This window comes from Pseudomonas sp. PS01297 (genome assembly GCF_029959305.1).
GTDB lineage: Bacteria > Pseudomonadota > Gammaproteobacteria > Pseudomonadales > Pseudomonadaceae > Aquipseudomonas > Aquipseudomonas helleri.
Genome location: NZ_JASCPQ010000043.1, coordinates 1 through 20437, shown reverse-complemented (window position 1 = coordinate 20437; position 20437 = coordinate 1). Strand labels below are relative to the sequence as shown.

Sequence of the window (20437 nt, the reverse complement as noted above, 5' to 3'; positions counted from 1 at the left end):
CATCGCGGTCGTTTGCTTTGCGGTATTGGATCTTGTTGCACTATCTCAGCTCTTTGGCCAGCTCTAACCACGCTATTGCAGCCGGAGGCAAATGCGCACCGGCACGCCACGCCAGTGCGATGTTCCAATCTGTATCTGGCTCTTCAAGAGGTACCAGAGCGATGCCCGCATGCTTATGTTTTTGCGCCAGCATTCGCGGTAAAAAAGCTACCCCCAAACCAGCAGCTACCAGGTCAGCGATGAAATCAATTTGCCCACTGCGGGCTGTCACCCGGGGCACAATCGCTCTTCGATCACATGCGGCCATTATTAATGCGTTAAGTGCAAACCCCTCCTCAAAGAGGATGAATGGCGAATCCGCCAGATCACTGAAGTTGATCCGCTTGCGTCGCGAAAGCGAATGGGCGCCAGGCAGTACAGCCACTAAAGGTTCGTTACGCACTTGCTGATAGGCGAACGTTTCATCGATCGGAATCAGTAGTGCAGCCAGGTCCACCTCTCCGGCCTCCAGGCACTCACGCAGTTTCTTACTCCCATGCTCTATCAGTTCTATATTCACCCTCGGATAACGGCTGCGATAAGTGGCAAACATCTGAGCGAACAACACCCCGCAGCCTACAGGGGGTAAGCCGATCCGCAGCGTACCGCCCTTCAGATCCCGCAGATCATTGATCTCTGCGATCAGATCGTTGCGCTCTGCGAGTAAAACCAGTGCGCGTCGAAAGGCAATCTCACCGGCGGCCGTCAACTCGCTTTTATGGCCGATACGGTTCAAGAGTGGCGTTCCCAGTTCATCCTCGAGCGTTCTGACCGCCTTGCTGACTGAAGACTGAGTCAAAGACACCACCTCAGCGGCTTGTGAGAACCCTCCCTGGCGCACCACTTCTACAAACACTCGCAGCGTTCTGAGATTCATGTGTATTCCAATAGCGACTTATTTGGAGTAGGAAAAGTTGTTTTTATCATGATCAACAAACCCTTATCGTGAAATCCATTCAGCAGCGTCCTGCGTCGCTGAAATTTTCTAGAGACATAGGAGTTGTAGAGAATGATTATTTCATCGGCGTCCGACTATCGCGAAGCTGCCAGACGCAAGTTGCCGCGATTTCTATTTGACTACATCGACGGCGGCGCCTATGCCGAACACACACTGCGGGCCAATAGCTCTGACCTTGCCAGCATCAGCTTGCGTCAACGCATCTTGAGAAATGTTGACAGTCTGAGTCTCAAGACGACGCTATTCGGGAAGGAGCAGAGTCTGCCGATCATCCTCAGCCCCGTTGGGCTGACCGGTATGTACGCCCGTCGTGGTGAAGTGCAAGCGGCCAAGGCTGCGGCCACGAAAGGCATCCCCTTTTGTCTGTCCACAGTATCGGTCTGCTCGATTGAAGAGGTTGCTTCCCAGAGTCCGCAATCGATCTGGTTTCAACTCTATGTGCTCAAGGATCGCGGGTTTATGCGTAATGCCCTGGAGCGCGCTCAAGCAGCTGGCGTTACCACGCTGGTGTTCACCGTAGACATGCCGACACCAGGCGCTCGTTACCGTGATGCCCACTCGGGCATGTCCGGTCCATTCGCAGCTACACGGCGCATCCTGCAAGCCACTACTCGGCCGGATTGGGCGTTGAATGTCGGTCTCCTCGGTCGCCCGCATGATTTGGGCAACATCTCCAAGTACATGGGCAAAGCCACCACCCTGGAAGATTATGTTGGCTGGTTAGGCAATAACTTCGACCCCTCCATCAGTTGGAAGGATTTGGAGTGGATCCGCGAGTTTTGGAAGGGCCCGATGATTATCAAGGGCATCCTTGATCCACAGGACGCCAAGGACGCAGTCAGTTTTGGCGCTGATGGCATCGTGGTCTCCAATCACGGCGGTCGCCAATTGGACGGTGTGCTGTCCACCGCCAAGGCTTTGCCTGCCATTGCTGACGTGGTGGGCGATGACCTGACGGTGCTGGTGGACTCCGGCATTCGTTCCGGGCTGGATGTTGTGCGTATGCTCGCGTTAGGCGCCAAGGCGTGCCTGCTGGGGCGTTCGACGGTTTACGCTCTGGCCGCCGACGGACAGCGCGGGGTCGAGAATATGCTGGATATCTTCTCGAAAGAAATGCGCGTGGCAATGACGCTCACGGGGGTGACCTCGATTGACAAGATCGATCGAACCGCACTGGTTTCAGTTGAGTAGTGAAGGTTCGATCATGTCGCAATCACTGACCGTTAAGATGTTGCAAGCGGTACGCAATGTGCCCATTGGCTACGTAGTGTGTGGTGGGATTGTCTGTACTGTGCCGGCGCTCCTCGCGGCTCGCTTGCACAACCCTTTGTTCTGTTGGTCAGCGATTGCCGCATTCTGGAGCTATCTGTCGATTCCGGGCAATAAGTCCGCAAAAGATTGTATTGTCGGCCTGGTTTTCGGCATGACCGGCGCCGTGGCGTCAGGGCTAGGTGCCTGGACGATGGAATGGCCGCCGCTGGCGATAGTGCTGTCGGCCCTCTTCGCGTTTGCGGGTGCTTACGCCCAGGTTTGCGGCGCGCGCATCAGCATTCCTGCTTTGCTGACAGCGACGGCATTTGCGGTATCCACTGCATTCCCGGCAAAGGACTTTGCCCAGGGACTGGATTATGCACGTTACTTTCTCTACGGCAGCTTATGGGCTACAGGCTCCGCATTACTGTTCCAATGGTGTCAGAACGATCATTCTGATGCTGTTAAGCCGCCAGTTTTATGGTCGGCCCTCAGAGAAAATTTCACACCCAAATCTAACCTCTTTCTGCATGGTCTTCGCGTAGCGCTGTCGGGAGCCCTGTCAGTCTGGATGGTTCAATTGTGGTCGTTGCATTACGGCTACTGGATGACCCTCACGGTGTTTCTGATCATGCAGCCCTACATGTCTTCAACGTTGAAGATGTCTCTGGAGCGCGTCGGTGGCACCTTCTTGGGGGGAGCCATTGCTGCCGTTCTTGGTTACGTAATCCATGATCCGGTTTTGTTGGCTGCACTGATACTGCCTGTCTCTATTGGCACCCTGGCTGGGCGCTCTGTGAGCCACATCAGCTATTTAATGTTCCTCACTCCCCATTTCATTCTGGTCGCGCAGATTGGCCAGTCAGGAGGATCGGAGCTCGATTTGGTATTTTTACGGATGCTCTACAGCACCGGTGGTGCACTTTTAGCGATCATTGCTTCGCTTGTGATTTTTCCTCGCTGGCAAACGGCTGAACCGTAAAGGAACGTGCCGTCTCTTTTGCCATTGCGCTACCGCCGACCTTCACACACCGGTGACTCGCCAATGCGGCCTTGCTTGCACAGGTCCAGGTTGTCCCTGCGCTTGAACCCTGCGTCCTTCATGCAGTAGAACCGCGTCAGCACAACATCAATTGGCGAGGTGTCGCCCACGCCATCAAGGTTGGTATAACCGCAAGCACGCATGGCGTTGTCGACGCCTGCTTGGGTGACGCCCTTTTTGTACCACTGTGTGTAGGCTCCGGGCGGCGGTTGAAAGCCCCTTCCCGTACAGCCAACCAGTAACACAGCGCAAAAACTCAGCAACAGGTACTTCGTGCTCATGGCGCTAATCCTTTAGGGGTTGGCTCGGATAAGGTGTGAAGCTCCCACAGCGTACAGGGAACTTTCCTTCAGCAAATGGTTCAATACGGTCCTTCTCTTAACGTGTTCAAGGATCGAATGAAAACTTATCTGGCATTTCCGTTAGCCATCGCACTCGCTGTTGCGATGACCGGTTGCAGTAGCCGCAAGGCGGGTGATCTTACGTCAGCGCCGGTGGTGCCACTGGTCATGAATGATCATCAAGCCAGCGTGACGTTCCGCACCATCGGCGGTGAGGGCGATCACCCGGTCAGTTATATGTACGGGTATACCAATATTGGTATTGATAGCGCGGGTGACCGGGTTTATGACACGGCTTACTTCAAGCGCATACCGGCGTATCTGAAGCGAATGGCCGGTGGCACTGACAGCATCAGCAAGCTGGTCGAGGCTGACAAAACGTTATACGTAGAAGGGCAGGTCAAGGCCAAGCAGTTCACCTTCAACGGTATCCCCATGCCGACACCGTTCGACAAAGAACAGCCCGTTGCGCAGCAATTCACACCACAAGCCCAGAAGAGTTACGTGGTAGAAACCGTGATCGCCGACACTTGGGTAACGAGCGTGTATGAAGTGTCTACAACTGGTGAACGCAAAGCCGTTGGTGTTCCGGCTAAAGCTGCCACTGCCAAGTAATCGCTCCGTGATGCAACCACGTCAAAGCCCGCTTAATTGCGGGGTTTTGCTTTCCGGCGTCGCGCTCTTTTATCCTCCTTTCATACATAACCTGTACAAATCAATAAATTCGTATAAGTTTTCAAGACGTCCATTAAGTGGTGTGGAGGTCTCGCATGGTTATGCCGATGGACCGCTTGACTCGCTGCGTGATCTGCCTTGCTTTGCTGCTCCCGAGCGCAGAACTGCTGGCGGATTGGCGTGAGGCTTTACCCGATGCTCACCTGCAGGGCAGCGGGGAGATGCGCATGTTCGGTTTCTCGATTTACAACGCGCGTTTCTGGAGCCCGCGTCAACCCTTGGGTGCCGACACGCCTTTTGCGTTGGAACTGACCTACAGCCGTGCGATCAGTCGCGATGATCTGGTCGAGGCCAGCCTCAAGGAAATCCGCCGTCTCACCCCCGGTTCTCTGAGCCCGGAGCTGGCGGCGCGCTGGGAGCGGGAGATGCAGCAAGCGTTTGTCGATGTGCGCCCTGGAGATCGCATCACCGGTGTGTATATGCCGGGCGAGGGCGTACGTTTTTACGTCGGCGACACGTTGCAGCATGTGGTCAAGGATGATGCGTTCGCCAAAGCCTTCTTTGCGATTTGGCTGGACCCGCGAACCCGCAACCCGCAGTTGCGTGCCCAATTGCTGGGCGAGGCCAAACCTTGAGATGAACCTGTCATCGCCACCGAGGAAATGCACATGTTGAAGCTATTGGTAATGTTGCTATGCGTTGGCCTTGTCAGTTGCAGCAGGGTCGATGTGCAGACTTACAGTCAAGAGAAGCCCACGTTTGAGGTGCGCCAGTTCTTTGAGGGGCGGGTCGAGGCGTGGGGGATGTTTCAAAAGCGTTCAGGTGAAGTCGTCAAGCGCTTCCATGTGCAGGTCAACGGCCACTCAGAAGGCGACAAGCTGATCCTCGACGAGTCGTTTACCTACAGCGATGGTACAAAGCAAAAACGGGTATGGACGTTGACCCCGGCGGGCCCCGGACAATGGCGCGGAACGGCGGGTGACGTGGTGGGCGAGGCCCGTGGCGAGGTGGCTGGCAATACGCTGCGCTGGAACTATGTGCTGAACCTGCCGGTGGATGGCAAGGAGTACGAGGTTCAGCTCGACGACTGGATGTACATGATGGACAAAGACACCCTGATTAATCGCTCTTACATGACTAAGTTCGGGGTAGAGGTGGGGCAGATCACCTTGTTCTTCCGCAAGCAGCCCTGAGTCAACGGGCCGGGTGCCCCGCGACCCAGTGCAGCGCGGGCATCAGCATCGCCCAAATGAGTGCGAGGACTACAAGGCTGGGCCAAAGACCCAGCGGCAGGCCCACGCCTGCCAATGTCGCGCCGCCCCAATAGGAGAACGGCCCCGCGACAGCGCCCAGCAGGCTGCCTAGCCACCATGGATGTTTTGTCCAGTTCAGGCTGTAGTTCAAAGTGCTGGCGAAAAGCAGCCAAAGCAGCGCCAGCCATAACGGCAGAACCACGGTGCTCCCCGAAAAGGTGAACAACCCGAGGTGCATCAGCGCGCTGTCCAATACCCAGCCGCAGGCTGCCACCCGCAGCACGCCGCGCCACTCATTAAAAGCCTTTGCCACCCACCCCAGTTGCAGCGCCAGGCAGGCGATGGCAATCAGTAACAGCCAGGGGCGTTGAGCGCCCCACACACACGCGAACCATCCCAGTTGGAAAAGCCCGGCATTCAGAAACAGCCGGCCACGCCCGTTCAGGCTTTTAGCCCATAGGGTTGCGGCCTGGCCCCAGGTTTGGCGAGCAGCAGATGCGCGGTGCCGATGCTGCGCTCCAGAAAGCCGCCTTCGCAGTAGCACAGGTAAAACTCCCACAGGCGATAAAACGTCTGGTCGTAGCCCAGCGCTTCCAGGCTGTGCTGGTTGCTGCGCAGGTTGTCGTGCCACAGGCGCAGCGTGCGGGCGTAATCAAGGCCGAAGTCTTCCATGTGATGCAGGTTCAGGTCGGTGTCGCGGCTGATGGTGCTCAGCATGGCGGTTACCGAAGGCAGCGCGCCACCGGGGAAAATGTAGCGCTGGATAAAGTCGACGGTTTTTTTAGCCTGCTCGTAGCGCTGGTCCCGAATAGTGATGGCTTGCAACAGCATCAGCCCGTCATCGTTGAGCAGGTGGGCGCACTGTTTGAAATAGGTGGGCAGGAAGCGGTGGCCGACGGCCTCGATCATCTCGATGGAGACCAGCTTGTCGTAGGTGCCCGTCAGATCACGGTAGTCCTGCAACAGCAGGGTGACGCGGTCTTGCAGGCCCAGTTCGGCAATTCGTTTGTGGGTGTACGCAAACTGCTCATGGGACAGGGTCGTGGTGGTGACTTTGCAGCCGTAGTGGGTGGCTGCATACAGGGCCATGCTGCCCCAGCCTGTGCCGATTTCCAGCAGGTGATCGGTGGGTTTGAGGTCGAGCTTTTCGCAGATGCACGCGAGCTTGTTCAGTTGGGCCTGTTCGAGGGTGTCGTTGGCGGAGCGGAACATGGCCGCGGAATACATCATGGTCGGGTCGAGCAGTTTTTCGAACAGCGCGTTGCCCAGGTCGTAGTGCGCTGAAATGTTGCGTTGCGAGCCTTGGCGCGTGTTGCGGTTGAGCCAGTGAAGGGCTTTTGCCACCGGGCGGCGTAGCAATGCCAGGCCGCGTTCCATGTCATCCAGTACGTCGAGGTTGGCCACAAAAATGCGGATCACCGCCGTCAGGTCGGGGCTGCTCCAATACCCATGGATATACGCCTCGCCCGCACCGATGGAGCCATTCAAGGCCACCATGGGCCAGAAGGCCGCGTCATGCACTTCGAGTGTGCCGTGCAGCTCAGCGCCGGGTTGGCCAAAGCTCAGGGGCTCACCGTCGACGATGACCTGCAAATGCCCGTGGCGCAGTTGGGCCAATTTGCGCAACACGCCTTTTTTGAGCAGACGTGCGCCTAGTCCATTGGCTGCAGAATCACCGGTACTGGTGGGGTTCAGACTAGGGTTTGTCATGGCGAGACTCCAAATGGGCGGTGCGCTGTTCACCGTTGGCGGCTTCATGGGAAAACACGGGCGTACGTTTGAGCAGCAGGCGCAGGGCCTGCCAGTAGATGGCGAGTACGGTTTTGCCGGTGATCCAGGGGAACTCCAGCAGGTGGTGATGCAAGCTGTGGCGCGTGAGTTCGATGCGCTCCAGGCCCATGCCCGCCTCAAAGACTTTTTGCTCGCCCTGCCAGTCCTGCATGGTCACGTTCAGCTGTTGCTCCGGCGCAGAGAAACGCATGCGGTACTCCAGATCGCGAGGCAAAAAGGGCGAGACATGAAAACTCTTGGCCACCCGATGGCGTGACTCGCCGCTGGCATGGGTCGGCAGCACGTAGTGGTAGCGTTCTCGCCACGGGGTGTTGCTGACTTCGCAGAGGATGGCGGCCAAGCTGCCATCAGCTTCGAAGCAGTAAAACAGGCTGATGGGGTTGAACGATAGACCCCAACTGCGCGGCTGCGTCAGCAGGCAGATACGCCCTTGCGGGGCGTGGCCCAAGGCCTGCTCGACAACCGCTCGCACGGCATCGCTGAGCGTCACGCCCTGGCGCGTGGCGTGGGGCAAGTAGTCTGTTTCGCGGAAGGTAAATGCGCCCCAGCGCGAACGCCCGGCCAGCCACGACAGGCCCAGCACTTGCGCTTGCTCGGCAAGGTCGAGGTACAGCATGCCCATGCGGTAGCGAAATGCGTGGGCGCGCGGCAGCAACCGACGGTGGCTGACCCAGCCGCGGTAAAGCGCGCTGTTCATAGCTGTTCTCCGAACGCCGCAGCCACGCGCAAGCCGCTGACCACGCCGTCCTCATGGAAACCGTTGGCCCAGTAGGCCCCGCAGAAGTAGCTGTGTTGCTCCCCTTGCAGTTCTGCCCAGCGTGCCTGCGCCTCTACGCCTGCCAAGGTGTATTGCGGGTGGGCGTAGCGGTAGCGACCGAGGATGGTGCTTGGGTCAATCGCCTCGTTCTGATTGAGGCTGACACAAAAGGTCGTGTCGCTCTTCAGCCCTTGCAGGATGTTCATGTTGTAAGTAAGCGCGGCGGGTTGCCGGGTTGAGCCGCCGAGGCGGTAGTTCCAGCTGGCCCACGCCAGACGGCGGTTCGGCAACACACGGGTGTCGCTGTGCAGCACCACGTCGTTGTCGGCGTAGTGCAGCGCCCCGAGTATCTCGCGCTCGGCCTGGTTGGGCGCCGCCAGCAGGCTCAGGGCTTGATCGCTGTGGCAGGCGAACACCACGCTGTCAAAACGTTCGCTGCCTGCGGTGCTGTGCAGGGTGACTCCGGTCGCGTCTCGCTCTACCCGCTGCACCGGGCAGCTCAGGCGGATGCGCTCGGCAAAGCTGGCGCTCAGCGCCGTCACATAACTGCGCGAACCGCCGCTGACCACACGCCACTGCGGGCGGTTAGTCGCTGACAGCAGCCCGTGATTCTTAAAAAAACGCACAAAGAACTGCAGCGGAAAACCCTGCATGTCGGCCAACGACATCGACCAGATCGCCGACCCCATCGGGACGATGTAGTGATCGATAAAGCGCTGACCGTAGCCCTTCTGTTGCAGGTAGGCGCCGAGGGTGGTGTCGGCGGCGATGGGCTGTTCGTGCAGGTCGCGCAGGGCTTCGCGGTTGAAGCGCAAAATGTCGCGCAACATGCCCCAGAAGCCCGGCGACAACAGGTTGCGCCGCTGGGCAAACAGGCTGTTGAGGTTGTTGCCGTTGTATTCGGTGCCCGACTTCGGATCGCGCACCGAGAAGCTCATCTCGGTGGGTTGCGAGGCCACGCCCAGTTGATCCAGCAGGCGGATGAAGTTGGGGTAGGTCCAGTCGTTGAACACAATAAAACCGGTGTCGATGGCAAAGCGTTCGCCCTTCACTTCAACGTCAACCGTATGGCTGTGGCCGCCCACCCAGTCACTGGCCTCAAACACAGTGATGTCGTGCTGGCGGTTGAGCAGATAGGCGCAGGTCAGGCCGGAAATACCGCTGCCGATGATGGCTATTTTCATGAAGATTCTTCTGTGTCAGGGCGCGCCATGCGTTTGCCCAGGGCCAATTGCAGGCGCTGAGGCAAAGCCGCCAGTAAGCGAAGGACGGCGATAAAAGGACCTGGGAAAGCGATTTCCAGCGGTCGTTTGTCGAGGCGGGTGGCGATGTAAGTGGCCGCTTTGTTCACTGGCCAGCGCATCGGCATCGGGAAGTCATTGTGTTGGGTCAGCGGCGTATCGACGAAGCCCGGGCTGACGACAGTGACATCGATACCCTCGTGGGCCACGTCGATGCGCAACGACTGAAACAGATAGCGCATCGCCGCCTTGGAAGCGCCATACGCCTCGGCGCGGGGCAGCGGCAGGTAGGTCACCGAACTGCACACGGCCACCAGATGCGGCCGCTTGGCCTTGCGCAACAGCGGCAGCGCGGCTTCCACGCAATAGGCCGCCGAAAACACATTGGCGCGCATCACGCGCTCAATCATGTTGGCCTCGAAGTGGTCTGCGTCCAGATATTCGCAGGTGCCGGCATTCAAGATGACCTGATCCAGATAACCCCAGACCTGCCCGATCTGTTCGCCGATGGCTCGAACCTGGAGCGGATCCGTCAGGTCGCCGGGTAGCGCCAGGACCTGTTGCGGGAACGCCGCGTGCAAGGTCTCCAGGGCCTGGGCATTGCGCGCGCTCACGGCCAGCAAATGGCCCTGATTCAACAGGATCTCTGCCAGAGCAGCGCCAATGCCGCTGCTGGCGCCGGTGAGCCAGATACGCTTCATGCCAGTCTCCCTTTCAACCAGCCAATCGCGGAGCCCATCAGCGGCAGGTGCTCATAGAGCAGGGCGCCTGCATCGAAATAGTCGCGATGCTGGTAGACCTTCTCGCGCCACAACAGATGTGAGCAGCCAGCCACGTCTATGCGTTGGCCACGGCTCAGGCGCGGGTGCCGATAGTGCAAGGTCCAGCGCAGATACCCGCTACCGTCCTGCACTTGGTCATAAGTGTGAAAGGTGAAGCCCAGCTCGCTGACGTTGGCGTAGAGCTGCGCAAAATAGGCTTGCAGCGCTGCCAGGCCGTGGATCTCATGCAGCGGATCCCGAAATTGAATATCGTCGCTGTACAGCTCATGGAGCGTGTGCAGATTGCTCGCATCCAGTGCGGCAAAACGGCGGGCGAAATCGTGCAGGAAGTCAGACACAGTGCCTCCCGCAACCCGATAGGTCGCCGTGCCGGGCTAAGCGGCTGATCCCGACTGGGGCGGTGTCTATGGCATCGAGCATCTGACTCCCTCCTTTTTTTGTACAAAGAAAATATCTTGTACAGGTTTTTAGAGAATAGGGAGCGTGTTGTACAAGTCAATTAATTTGTACAACTATTTGTGCGGTGGGGTGGTTTAAGCAGGGGATAGACGGGAGCTACCGGGCGGGGCGCGATGCTTAAAGATCGCGAGGCAAGCTCGCTCCTACAGTTGGTGTTTTGCTTATGTGGGCCGCACTGTGTCTAATTACGGGCTGTGAGGCTTATGCGGAGATGCTGGCGATGACCAACAGGGTGTTCAACTTTCCTATCGATGCAACGATTCAGGCCATCGGTGGGCGCTGGAAGTGCGCGATTCTTTGTCACCTGATGGAAGGTCCCAAACGCACCGGCGAGTTGCTGCGCCTTATGCAGCCCTTGTCATCGAAGGTGCTCACCGAGCAACTCAAGGAGTTGCAGGGCGACCACCTGATCGACCGTGAGGCGTTCCCGGGCAAGGTGCCCAAGGTGGTTTACCGGGTGACCGAGCTGGGTCGCACCTTGCAGCCGATTATCGATGCGATGTGTCAATGGGGCGCGCTGCATGCGGGCAATCCGCTGCCCGCTGAATCTGCAGCGCAGGTCACTGAGGCCTGACTCAGGCCGCTTGGGTCAGTTGGCGTAGATAGTTCACGTAACCCTGGGCGTTTTCTTCCAGTTGCGGCAGGTTAATGTCGTGTTCGGCGCCATAAAACACCCATGGCTTCACGGCCTGCGCGTCGATGTAGCGAATGGTGACTTCCAGCGGCCGTAGCAGTTCGTCAAGGCTGTAGCGGTAGCGCCCGCTGTGCAGATAGTCCTCTTGCTTGATGCCCGCAGAAATCGCCATGGCGATGCGCTTGCCGGCCAACTGGCGTTGCCCCTCGGCGTGGCCGTAAGCGAAGTCATGGGTCAGTACTTCGTCTTGCCATTGCTTGAGCAGCGGCGGAGTGCTGAACCAGTAGAGCGGGAACTGCCAGACAATCGAGTCATGGGCGCGGACCAGCGCCTGTTCGGCGTCTACATCGAGGGGGCCGCCATTCGGGTAGGCGTCATACAGGCGGTGCACAGTGACCTCCAGATCACTGGCCGCCAGGGCTTTCAGCCAGGCGTGGTTTATCACCGATTTATCGAGGGTAGGGTGGGCAAGAATGATCAGGGCGCGCAATCTATGGGCGCCTCGACATTCCCACAAGTACGCACCTTTTTGTAACTACCCCTGCCCACGCCCCCTTTAGATCTGCTGGCGTTGCCGCCCAAAAAGCACAAACACCACTATCGCCAGCAGCGCGATGACCACGGCCGATGTGGTGAGCAGGACCGAGTGGGTACTCGAAAACGCCAGCTTGGCGGCTTCAATTAAGGCATTGCCTTGGGCGGCAGGCAGTTCACCGGCCACCACGTAACTGTCGCCGATGGATCTGGCGGCCCGTTCGGCCTGCGCTGGCGCCAGTTCAGCGGGCAGTGACAGGGTGCTGCCAAACACTTTGGACATAAACACCCCGAACACGGTGATGCCCAGGCCGGTGCCCAGCTCGTAAGCGGTGGCTTCCAATGAACCAGCGGCGCCGCCTTTGCTGGCGTCTACCGAGCCCATGATGGCGATCGACGAGGCGGTCAGGCCGATACTCAGTGCCAAGCCCAATACCGCGAGCATGGCCGGCACCGCAAAACCTGGGGCATTGAAATCGGCAAAGGCCAGAAACCCCAATGCTCCGGCAGACAGGGCCAGTGACAGGCTGGCGACCCCGCGCAAGCCAAAGCGGTTGGACAAATAACCGGCGACCGGCCCACCCAGCGCCGCGGCGGCCATGATCGGAATAAGGAAGATCCCCGCCTGCAACGGCGTTTTGTCCAGCACGTATTGCAGCTCCATGGCCAGGGTCAGCTCCACGCCTGCCAGCGCGCCGATGGTCACCAGCGCCATGATCATGCCGCCCAGCAGCGCCGGGTGGGCGAACAGCGACAGGTCCAGCATCGGCGTGGCAGAGCGCAGTTGCTGGCGTGCGAACAGCACCAGCAACGCAAGCCCGGCCGCCAGCACCAGCATGGCGAACAACAGCGATTGCGTGGCGCCGATACTGGCTTTGATGCCGTAAACCACGCCGATGATTCCGGCAATCAGCACCAGCGCCTGGCCCACGGCCCATTTGCCGGGTGTGGTGTGCTCGAAGCGTGGCAACAGCACAAACACCACCGGGATCACCACCGCCATGATCGGGACGTTGATCAAAAACACCGACCCCCACCAGAAGTGCTCAAGCAGCGCGCCACCGATCAGCGGGCCCACCGCTGCGCCCGCCGCGCCGACGGTGCCCCACAGGCCGAGGGCCAGAGCGCGTTCCTTTTCGTCCTCGAAAGTGCGGCGAATAATGCCCAGCACACACGGCATGATCATCGCGCCGCCCAGCGCCAACAGTACCCGCGCACCGATGAGCATGGCCGGCGTCGGCGCGAACGCGGCGAGCAACGAAGCCACCCAGAACACGCTCAGGCCATACAGCAGGATGCGCCGATGACCGACGCGGTCGGCGAGGGTGCCCATAGGCACCAGCAAACCGGCCATCAGCAGCGGATAAATATCGATGATCCACAAGACCTGCGCCCCAGACGCGCCCAACGCCAGCGTCAGCGACGGCACAGCAATATGCAGAATGGTCATATCAATCACGATGGGCACAAAGGCCAGCATCACGGCGATCAGGATCAGCCAGCGTTTGGAAGCAGCAGTGGGCATGACTAAAACTCTCGGTGGTCAGGTGTCGGGATGATACTGCGATCCCTGCCTGCGACTGTCGTAAGCAAATGTGAATAAGGGTAACGGTCAGTAAAGCAGCGCTGAGGTTTGTGCCGGGCTATCGATAAAAAAGATATACACTCGTCCATCACAAAAAATCAGTGCGCCGGGATGTGTTTTCATGATGACTTTGCGTCAGATCCGTCACTTCATCGCCGTGGCCGAGACTGGCTCCATCTCGGCTGCCGCCCAAGCGGTGTACATCTCTCAATCGACCTTGACCCTGGCGATCCAGCAACTGGAGCAGGAAATCGGCGTCAGCCTGTTCAATCGCCACGCCAAGGGCATGACCCTGACCCACCAGGGTCATCAGTTTTTGCGCCAGGCGCATTTGATTCTGGCCACGGTAGACAACGCCAAGCGCAGCTTGCAGCAGAGCACCGATCAGGTCGCCGGGCAGTTGATCGTCGGCGTGACCAGCCTGGTGGCGGGTTATTACCTCGCGGATTTGCTCACCCGTTTTCAGCGCGCCTACCCCAACGTCGAAATCCGCGTGATGGAAGACGAACGCCCGTACATCGAGCATTTGCTGGTCAGTGGCGAGATTGATGTCGGCGTGCTGATCCTCTCCAACCTGGAAGATCGCCACGCCTTGCAGTCCGAGGTGTTGACCCATTCGCCGCACCGTATCTGGCTGCCGGCCCAGCATCCACTTCTGGAGCTGGACAGCATCAACCTGGCCGACGTGGCCAAAGAATCGTTGATCCAACTGAACGTCGATGAGATGGACAGCAATGCCCAGCGCTTGTGGGCGCAGGCGGGGTTGCAGCCGAGCATTACCTTGCGCACGGCATCGACCGAAGCGGTGCGCAGCCTGGTTGCAGCGGGGCTGGGGATCTCGATCCAGCCGGACATGACCTACCGGCCCTGGTCGCTGGAAGGCGACATCATCGAAGCCCGGCCTATTGCCGACCTCAACCAGACCCTCGACGTCGGCCTGGCCTGGCGCCGGGGAACCGCGCGCCCGCCGTTGGTCGATCCGTTTTTGACCGTCGCCCGCGAGCAGCCCCATGGCGGGCGCAAGCTGGCGATTTAATCTGGATTTAGTGTTTGTCGTTCGCGCTGCGCCAAGACTAATCTTGCAGCCTCTATAAAACGGTCCAGCCCACATAATCGGGCGCACCACGACCGCACAGCACAAGAGAGCCCTACCATGCCCGCCGCGCAGACACCATTGTTCACCGCACTGTTGATCGACGGTGAATCAGTCGCCGGGCAGGGCATTGTCGAACCCATCATCAACCCGACCACGGGTGAGGTGCTGACGTCGATCGCCGAGGCCAGCGCCGAGCAGACCGAGGCCGCGATCCTTGCCGCGCACCGGGCCTTCGACGGCTGGGCGCGGACCACGCCGCAGCAACGGTCTAACTTGCTGCTGGAAATCGCCAGTTCGATTGAAAAAAACGCCGATTACCTTGCTCGTCTCGAAGCGCTGAATTGCGGCAAGCCGCTGCATCTGGCGCGCAAGGACGACCTGAGTGCCACGGTGGATGTATTCCGCTTTTTTGCGGGCGCCGTGCGTTGCCAGACCGGCCAGCTCAGTGGCGAGTACCTGCCCGGCTACACCAGCATGGTGCGGCGTGACCCGATCGGCGTGGTGGCCTCGATTGCGCCGTGGAACTACCCGATCATGATGGCCGCCTGGAAAATCGCCCCAGCGCTGGCGGCGGGCAACACATTGGTGTTCAAACCTTCCGAGCACACGCCGCTGTCGATTCTGGCCCTGGCGCCGATGCTGGCCGAAATCCTGCCGCGCGGGGTGCTGAACATCATTTGTGGCGGCGGTGAAAACGTCGGCAGCCATCTGGTCAGCCACCCGAAAGTGCGCATGGTGTCATTGACCGGCGATATTGTCACCGGGCAGAAAATCCTCTCCACCGCGGCCAAAACCCTCAAGCGCACCCACCTTGAACTGGGCGGCAAAGCGCCGGTGATCGTCTGCGACGATGCCGACCTTGAGGCCGTGGTCGAAGGGGTGCGCACATATGGCTATTACAACGCGGGGCAGGATTGCACCTCGGCGTGCCGGGTATATGCGCAGGCCGGTATTTACGACAAGTTGGTGGCGGCGCTGGGTGATTCCGTGAGCCGTATCCGCTTTGCCTGCAAGCGCGATGCCGACAACGAGATCGGCCCGCTGATCAGCACCCGTCAGCGTGATCGCGTGTCCAGTTTTGTCGAGCGGGCGCTGGGCCAGCCGCACATTGAGTGTGTGACGGGGGGCGCTGCGCATCCGGGGCCGGGCTTCTATTACCAGCCGACGCTGCTGGCCGGTTGCAAACAAAGCGATGAAATCGTCCAGCGTGAAGTGTTTGGGCCGGTGGTGACCGTGACCCGTTTTGATGAACTGGCGCAGGTCTTGGACTGGGCCAACGACTCTGAATACGGCCTGGCCTCGTCGATCTGGACGCAAAACCTCGACAAGGCCATGCAAGTGGCAGCGCGCTTGCAGTACGGCTGCACCTGGATCAACAGCCACTTCATGCTGGTCAGCGAAATGCCCCACGGCGGCCTGAAGCGCTCGGGCTATGGCAAAGACCTGTCCAGCGATTCGCTTCAGGACTACAGCGTGGTGCGCCACATCATGGCCCGCCACGGCCAATCGCTGTAGCCGCTGTAGCCGCTGTAGCTGCTGTAGCCGCTGTCGAGGTACGAGGCTGCGATCGGCTGCGCAGCAGTCGTAAATCGGTGAACGCGATGCTTCAGGCGGTTCGAGTTGTCAGGGTTTGCGATCGCAGCGCAATCGATCGCAGCCTCGTGCCTTGACAGCGGCTACAGGTGATCGCAGAGCATTCGATTTAATCGAATGCTCCCTTGAGTTTTAAGTATTTGTTGATCCGCTACCTGTGTCTTAGTGTTTCGACCCATACCGCCATGCGGCACCTTCAACAATAAAAACCGATAGTGGCCGCCCCGGCGGCTCCCTGACTCGTCTGCCATAACTACAACATTGCAAAGCGCCACAGAGCGAGAGGAACGTCCCCATGCAATTCCAGTTTCTATTACCCACCAAAATCGTCATGGAACCTGGCCTGCGCCAGCGTACCGGCGAACACTTGCTCGGCCTGGGCTTGAACCACGTGCTGCTGGTCACCGACCCGGGCGTGAAAAACGCCGGCTTGCTCGACAGCATCTATACCAGCCTGGAACAGGCCGGTATTCGCTACGACGAAATCGCCGACGTTAAACCCAACCCGCGTAGCGAAGACGTTAACCGTGCCGCGCAGCTGTATCGTGGCAAAGGCATCGACGGCGTACTGGCGGTCGGCGGCGGCAGTGCAATGGACGCCGCCAAGGCCATCAGCGTTTTGCTGACCCATGACGGCATCGTTGAAGACTACGAAGGCGCGTTTGCCCTCAAAAACGCAGTACTGCCGATTGTGGCGATTCCGACCACCGCAGGCACCGGCAGCGAAGTGACCTTTTTCTCGGTGATCACCGACACCCGCCGCCAGTTCAAAATGAGCCTGCTCGACTACCGCATCGGCCCGGTGCTGGCGCTGCTCGACTCGGACATCACCGCCACGCTGCCGCCGCACATTGCTGCCGCCACCGGTATGGACGCGCTGACCCACGCCATCGAGGCGTATACCGGCAAACCCGCCAACCCGATCAGTGACGGCCTGGCGCTGCACGCGATCCGTTTGATCGCGCAACATCTCAAGCCCGCCGTGCAAGAACCGGACAACCGTGAAGCCCGCGAACAGATGCTGATTGCCAGCCTGATTGCCGGCATGGCCTTCGGTAATGCCGACATCGCCAGCGTGCACTGTATTTCCGAAGCCATCGGCGGCATGTACGACACCCCGCACGGCATCGGCAACGCGATTTTCCTGCCATTTGTGTTCAGCCATAACCGCGACGCCGACCTGCGCCGCCACGCCGATGTGGCGTATGCCCTGGGGATCGACCCCAACCTGAGCGCTGTGGACGCGGCCCAAGCGGGCGTCGATCAACTGTTTCGCATGAACCGCGAGTTGGGTATCCCGCGTTTTGCCGACGTGGCCGGGGTGCGCGAAGAAGACTTCACGGCCATCGCGCAGAAGTCCAAGAGCAATATTTCCGATGCCAGCAACATCAAAGACATGACCGTCGAGAGCTACCTCGATGTGATTCGTGCCGCCTACCACTACTCAGCTTGAGGGCATCGTCATGAGCGCATCGATTTCGACTCCGCATCTGCGCCGTACCTTGGGTCCGGTGTCTGTGTTGCTGTTCGGTCTGGCCTTTATTGCGCCACTGATTGTTTTTGGTACCTACGGCGTGATCGCCCAGGCCAGCCAAAACACCGTGGCGTTGTCTTATGTGGTGGCGTCCATCGGCGTCATCTTTACCGCGTTGAGCTACGGGCGACTGGTGCGCGTATTCCCGACCGCGGGTTCGGCTTACACCTACACCCGTAAAATGCTTAACCCCAACATCGGCTTTATGGTCGGCTGGGCGGCGCTGCTCGATTACTTCTTTATCCCGATGCTGATCTGGCTGCTGGGGGCGAGCTACCTGAGCCTGGCGTTCCCGGATGTACCGCAGTGGGTCTGGATCACCGGCTTTATCGTGTCCACCTCGTTGCTCAACATCCTCGGGATCCAGGTGGCTAACCGTTTCAACATCATCTTGATGCTGATCCAGCTCACCATCATCACCGTGTTCATCGCCCTGTGCTGGCACTACGTCAGCGCGATCAATGGTCCGGGCGGGTTGTTGTCGGTCAAACCGTTCTTCAATGCCGACGTTCCGTTCTCGGCGACCATGGCCGGTGCTGCCATTGCGGCTTATTCGTTCCTTGGCTTCGACGCCCTGTCGACCTTGAGCGAAGAAACCGTTGAACCAGAACGCACCATCCCGCGGGCCATTTTGCTGGTGGCTTTGATCGGCGGCAGCCTGTATGTCGGCTCCTCGTACTTCATGTACCTGGCGCATCCGGTGGGCGTATTCGAAAACATCGACGGCGCGGCGTTTGAAATCGCCAAGACCATCGGCGGCGACCTGTTTTTTGCAGTGGTTCTGACCGGCATCATCATTGCCCACTTTGCTGCTGGCCTGTCGTTCCAGGCCAGTGTCGGGCGCTTGCTGTATGCCCTGGGCCGTGACAACCAACTGCCGCAAAAGCTGTTTGGCGTGCTCAACCCGCGCTACAAGACCCCGGTGTTCAACATCGTGCTGTGCGGCGCCTTTGGTTTTGTCGGCTTTGGCCTGACCATCGCCACCGCCACGTCCTTGGTTAACTTCGGCGCATTCCTGGCCTTTACCGCCGTCAACCTGTGCGCGCTGAAACTGACCTTCGACCGTGCGCTGGGCGACAAAGCCGGTGTGCTGCGCGGGGTGTTGTTCCCGCTGATCGGGGCCATTACCTCGGGCTGGATGCTCATCAGCCTGGACGCCGATGCGCTGATCCTCGGCTCATGCTGGGTCGTGCTGGGGCTGGTGTACCTGGCCTTCCGTACCCGCATGTTCAGCACCGCCGTGCCTGAACCCGCGCTCTGACGCCCCCGACCTCTTAGCCCTTGCAACTACCCACGTGCGCCTTGATTGCGCGCATGCGGGGAGGTTGCGCCTTTTTGATGGGGTGGCCCACGCCGCCCACAGGAGAAACCATGCAAACCCGCCTGCTGATCAATGGTCAACTCATCGCCGGTGAAGGCGAAAAACTCCCGGTGCTCAACCCGTCGTTGGGCGCCACGTTGGTAGAAATCCCAGAGGCCAGCCTGGCGCAGGTCGATGCAGCAGTGTGCGCGGCCGACGCGGCGTTCGACGCCTGGTCACAGACCACGCCCAAGGACCGCTCGCAATTGCTGCTGAAGCTGGCCGACGCCATCGACGCTCATGCCCCGGAGCTGGCGCGCCTGGAGTCCAACAACTGCGGCAAACCCTACACCGCCGCGCTCAACGACGAACTGCCCGGCGTTGCCGATGTGTTCCGCTTTTTCGCGGGCGCCAGCCGTTGCCTGCAAGGCAGTGCAGCAGGGGAATACCTGGCGGGGCATACCTCGATGATCCGTCGTGATCCGGTGGGCGTGGTGGCGTCTATTGCGCCCTGGAACTACCCGTTGATGATGGCCGCCTGGAAGCTCGCTCCGGCGCTGGCCGCCGGTAATACCGTGGTGATCAAGCCGTCTGAACAGACTCCGTTGAGCACGTTGAAACTGGCGCAGTTGATGGCGGACATCTTCCCTGCGGGCGTCATTAACGTGGTCTTTGGTCGTGGCCCAAGTGTCGGCAAACCGCTGACCAGCCACCCCAAAGTGCGCATGGTGTCGCTGACCGGTTCGGTCGCGACCGGCAGCCGGATCATCGCCGGTACGGCCGACAGCGTTAAACGCATGCACATGGAGCTGGGCGGCAAGGCCCCGGTGATCGTGTTTGACGATGCCGACATCGACGCGGCGGTTGAAGGCATCCGTACCTTCGGCTTCTACAACGCTGGCCAGGACTGCACCGCCGCCTGCCGTATTTATGTGCAGAAGGGCGTGTACCACGAGTTTGTAAGAAAGCTCGGTGAGGCTGTGTCCAGTATTCGCCATGGGTTGCAGGACGACCCTGAGACCGAACTCGGGCCGTTGATCACCTTGCAGCATCTGGAGCGTGTCGAAGGCTTTGTCCAGCGTGCCCGCGAGCAGTCGCACATTGAAGTGGTAACGGGCGGCAAGCGCGTGGCGGGGCCGGGGTTCTTCTTTGAACCGACCGTTTTGGCGGGTGCGCGTCAGGACGATGAAGTGGTGCGCCATGAGATCTTCGGGCCGGTGGTGTCTGTCACCGAATTCGACGACGAAGCGCAGGCTTTGCAGTTTGCCAACGACTCCGACTATGGCCTGGCGTCTTCAGTGTGGACCCACGATGTCGGCCGTGCCCACCGTCTGGCGGCCCGCTTGCAATACGGCTGCACCTGGGTCAACACGCACTTCATGCTGGTCAGCGAAATGCCCCACGGCGGCGCCAAGCTCTCGGGCTATGGCAACGACATGTCGATGTACGGCCTGGAGGACTACACCACCATTCGGCATGTGATGTTCAAGCACTGATAGCGTTTAATTAAAACCGGTAGGAGCGAGCTTGCCTCGCGATCTTTTAAAAGATCAAAAGATCGCGAGGCAAGCT

Annotated in this window: 21 protein-coding genes; 11 read left to right on the top strand and 10 right to left on the bottom strand. The window is 59.5% G+C overall.

Annotation, left to right across the window (positions count from 1 at the left end; all coding sequences use genetic code 11):
* Window positions 1-40: 40 nt before the first annotated feature.
* Window positions 41-916 carry a LysR family transcriptional regulator gene (locus QMX84_RS14415; RefSeq protein ID WP_282364101.1) on the bottom strand — a complete coding sequence of 292 codons (876 nt, stop codon included), beginning with the start codon at window positions 914-916 and terminating at the stop codon, window positions 41-43.
* Between the two features lie 132 nt (window positions 917-1048).
* On the opposite strand from QMX84_RS14415, the gene lldD reads away from it, so the two are divergent.
* Window positions 1049-2188, top strand: coding sequence for an FMN-dependent L-lactate dehydrogenase LldD (gene lldD / locus QMX84_RS14410; RefSeq protein WP_282364100.1), 1140 nt, complete (start codon window positions 1049-1051; stop codon window positions 2186-2188).
* A 13-nt stretch (window positions 2189-2201) separates the two neighbouring features.
* Complete coding sequence (locus QMX84_RS14405) at window positions 2202-3230, top strand: FUSC family protein (protein WP_123751420.1); 1029 nt, start codon at window positions 2202-2204, stop codon at window positions 3228-3230.
* A 29-nt stretch (window positions 3231-3259) separates the two neighbouring features.
* On the opposite strand, the gene QMX84_RS14400 is transcribed toward QMX84_RS14405, so the two are convergent.
* A complete protein-coding gene (locus tag QMX84_RS14400; protein ID WP_123751421.1) occupies window positions 3260-3571 on the bottom strand; it encodes a hypothetical protein in 312 nt (103 codons plus the stop codon).
* Between the two features lie 117 nt (window positions 3572-3688).
* On the opposite strand from QMX84_RS14400, the gene QMX84_RS14395 reads away from it, so the two are divergent.
* The 3 genes from QMX84_RS14395 to QMX84_RS14385 all read left to right on the top strand — a co-directional run bounded on the left by QMX84_RS14395 (window position 3689) and on the right by QMX84_RS14385 (window position 5499).
* Window positions 3689-4246, top strand: coding sequence for a hypothetical protein (locus QMX84_RS14395; RefSeq protein ID WP_282364099.1), 558 nt, complete (start codon window positions 3689-3691; stop codon window positions 4244-4246).
* A gap of 161 nt (window positions 4247-4407) precedes the next feature.
* Window positions 4408-4941: a chalcone isomerase family protein gene (locus QMX84_RS14390; protein WP_262124951.1), complete on the top strand. Its 534-nt coding sequence runs from the start codon at window positions 4408-4410 to the stop codon at window positions 4939-4941.
* 33 nt (window positions 4942-4974) lie between these two features.
* Window positions 4975-5499, top strand: coding sequence for a DUF3833 domain-containing protein (locus QMX84_RS14385; protein WP_282364098.1), 525 nt, complete (start codon window positions 4975-4977; stop codon window positions 5497-5499).
* A 1-nt stretch (window position 5500) separates the two neighbouring features.
* On the opposite strand, the gene QMX84_RS14380 is transcribed toward QMX84_RS14385, so the two are convergent.
* From QMX84_RS14380 to QMX84_RS14355, 6 genes are read right to left on the bottom strand one after another with little or no spacing between them, the layout of a single operon-like run.
* A complete protein-coding gene (locus QMX84_RS14380) occupies window positions 5501-5980 on the bottom strand; it encodes a DUF2878 domain-containing protein (protein WP_348775198.1) in 480 nt (159 codons plus the stop codon).
* A gap of 20 nt (window positions 5981-6000) precedes the next feature.
* Complete coding sequence (locus tag QMX84_RS14375; protein ID WP_282364097.1) at window positions 6001-7269, bottom strand: cyclopropane-fatty-acyl-phospholipid synthase family protein; 1269 nt, start codon at window positions 7267-7269, stop codon at window positions 6001-6003.
* Window positions 7256-8047 carry a DUF1365 domain-containing protein gene (locus QMX84_RS14370; RefSeq protein WP_262124939.1) on the bottom strand — a complete coding sequence of 264 codons (792 nt, stop codon included), beginning with the start codon at window positions 8045-8047 and terminating at the stop codon, window positions 7256-7258. The genes QMX84_RS14375 and QMX84_RS14370 overlap by 14 nt, the downstream gene beginning before the upstream one ends.
* The gene (locus tag QMX84_RS14365) at window positions 8044-9291 is read right to left on the bottom strand and encodes an FAD-dependent oxidoreductase (protein WP_282364096.1); all 1248 of its coding nucleotides are present in this window, start codon (window positions 9289-9291) and stop codon (window positions 8044-8046) included. Before QMX84_RS14365 ends, QMX84_RS14370 begins: the two co-directional genes overlap by 4 nt.
* Window positions 9288-10049 (bottom strand): SDR family NAD(P)-dependent oxidoreductase, encoded by a 762-nt coding sequence (locus QMX84_RS14360; RefSeq protein WP_282364095.1) that lies wholly within the window; start codon window positions 10047-10049, stop codon window positions 9288-9290. Before QMX84_RS14360 ends, QMX84_RS14365 begins: the two co-directional genes overlap by 4 nt.
* Window positions 10046-10468 (bottom strand): nuclear transport factor 2 family protein, encoded by a 423-nt coding sequence (locus QMX84_RS14355; protein ID WP_282364094.1) that lies wholly within the window; start codon window positions 10466-10468, stop codon window positions 10046-10048. Before QMX84_RS14355 ends, QMX84_RS14360 begins: the two co-directional genes overlap by 4 nt.
* A 341-nt stretch (window positions 10469-10809) precedes the next feature.
* On the opposite strand from QMX84_RS14355, the gene QMX84_RS14350 reads away from it, so the two are divergent.
* A complete protein-coding gene (locus QMX84_RS14350; protein ID WP_153328833.1) occupies window positions 10810-11163 on the top strand; it encodes a helix-turn-helix domain-containing protein in 354 nt (117 codons plus the stop codon).
* A 1-nt stretch (window position 11164) separates the two neighbouring features.
* Here QMX84_RS14350 and QMX84_RS14345 read toward each other — a convergent pair whose 3' ends face one another.
* Both QMX84_RS14345 and QMX84_RS14340 read right to left on the bottom strand, forming a co-directional pair.
* Window positions 11165-11713 carry an NAD(P)H-dependent oxidoreductase gene (locus QMX84_RS14345; RefSeq protein WP_282364093.1) on the bottom strand — a complete coding sequence of 183 codons (549 nt, stop codon included), beginning with the start codon at window positions 11711-11713 and terminating at the stop codon, window positions 11165-11167.
* A 66-nt stretch (window positions 11714-11779) separates the two neighbouring features.
* Window positions 11780-13282 (bottom strand): MFS transporter, encoded by a 1503-nt coding sequence (locus QMX84_RS14340; RefSeq protein ID WP_282364092.1) that lies wholly within the window; start codon window positions 13280-13282, stop codon window positions 11780-11782.
* Between the two features lie 181 nt (window positions 13283-13463).
* On the opposite strand from QMX84_RS14340, the gene QMX84_RS14335 reads away from it, so the two are divergent.
* The 5 genes from QMX84_RS14335 (at window position 13464) to QMX84_RS14315 (ending at window position 20361) form a co-directional block, all read left to right on the top strand.
* The gene (locus tag QMX84_RS14335; RefSeq protein WP_282364091.1) at window positions 13464-14378 is read left to right on the top strand and encodes a LysR family transcriptional regulator; all 915 of its coding nucleotides are present in this window, start codon (window positions 13464-13466) and stop codon (window positions 14376-14378) included.
* A 117-nt stretch (window positions 14379-14495) separates the two neighbouring features.
* Entirely contained in the window at window positions 14496-15953 is a 1458-nt protein-coding gene (locus tag QMX84_RS14330; protein ID WP_282364090.1) for a gamma-aminobutyraldehyde dehydrogenase, read from the top strand.
* A 373-nt stretch (window positions 15954-16326) separates the two neighbouring features.
* The gene (locus QMX84_RS14325; protein ID WP_262124928.1) at window positions 16327-17484 is read left to right on the top strand and encodes an iron-containing alcohol dehydrogenase; all 1158 of its coding nucleotides are present in this window, start codon (window positions 16327-16329) and stop codon (window positions 17482-17484) included.
* 10 nt (window positions 17485-17494) lie between these two features.
* Complete coding sequence (locus tag QMX84_RS14320) at window positions 17495-18826, top strand: APC family permease (protein ID WP_048385929.1); 1332 nt, start codon at window positions 17495-17497, stop codon at window positions 18824-18826.
* A 110-nt stretch (window positions 18827-18936) separates the two neighbouring features.
* Complete coding sequence (locus tag QMX84_RS14315) at window positions 18937-20361, top strand: gamma-aminobutyraldehyde dehydrogenase (protein WP_282364089.1); 1425 nt, start codon at window positions 18937-18939, stop codon at window positions 20359-20361.
* Window positions 20362-20437 lie beyond the last annotated feature (76 nt).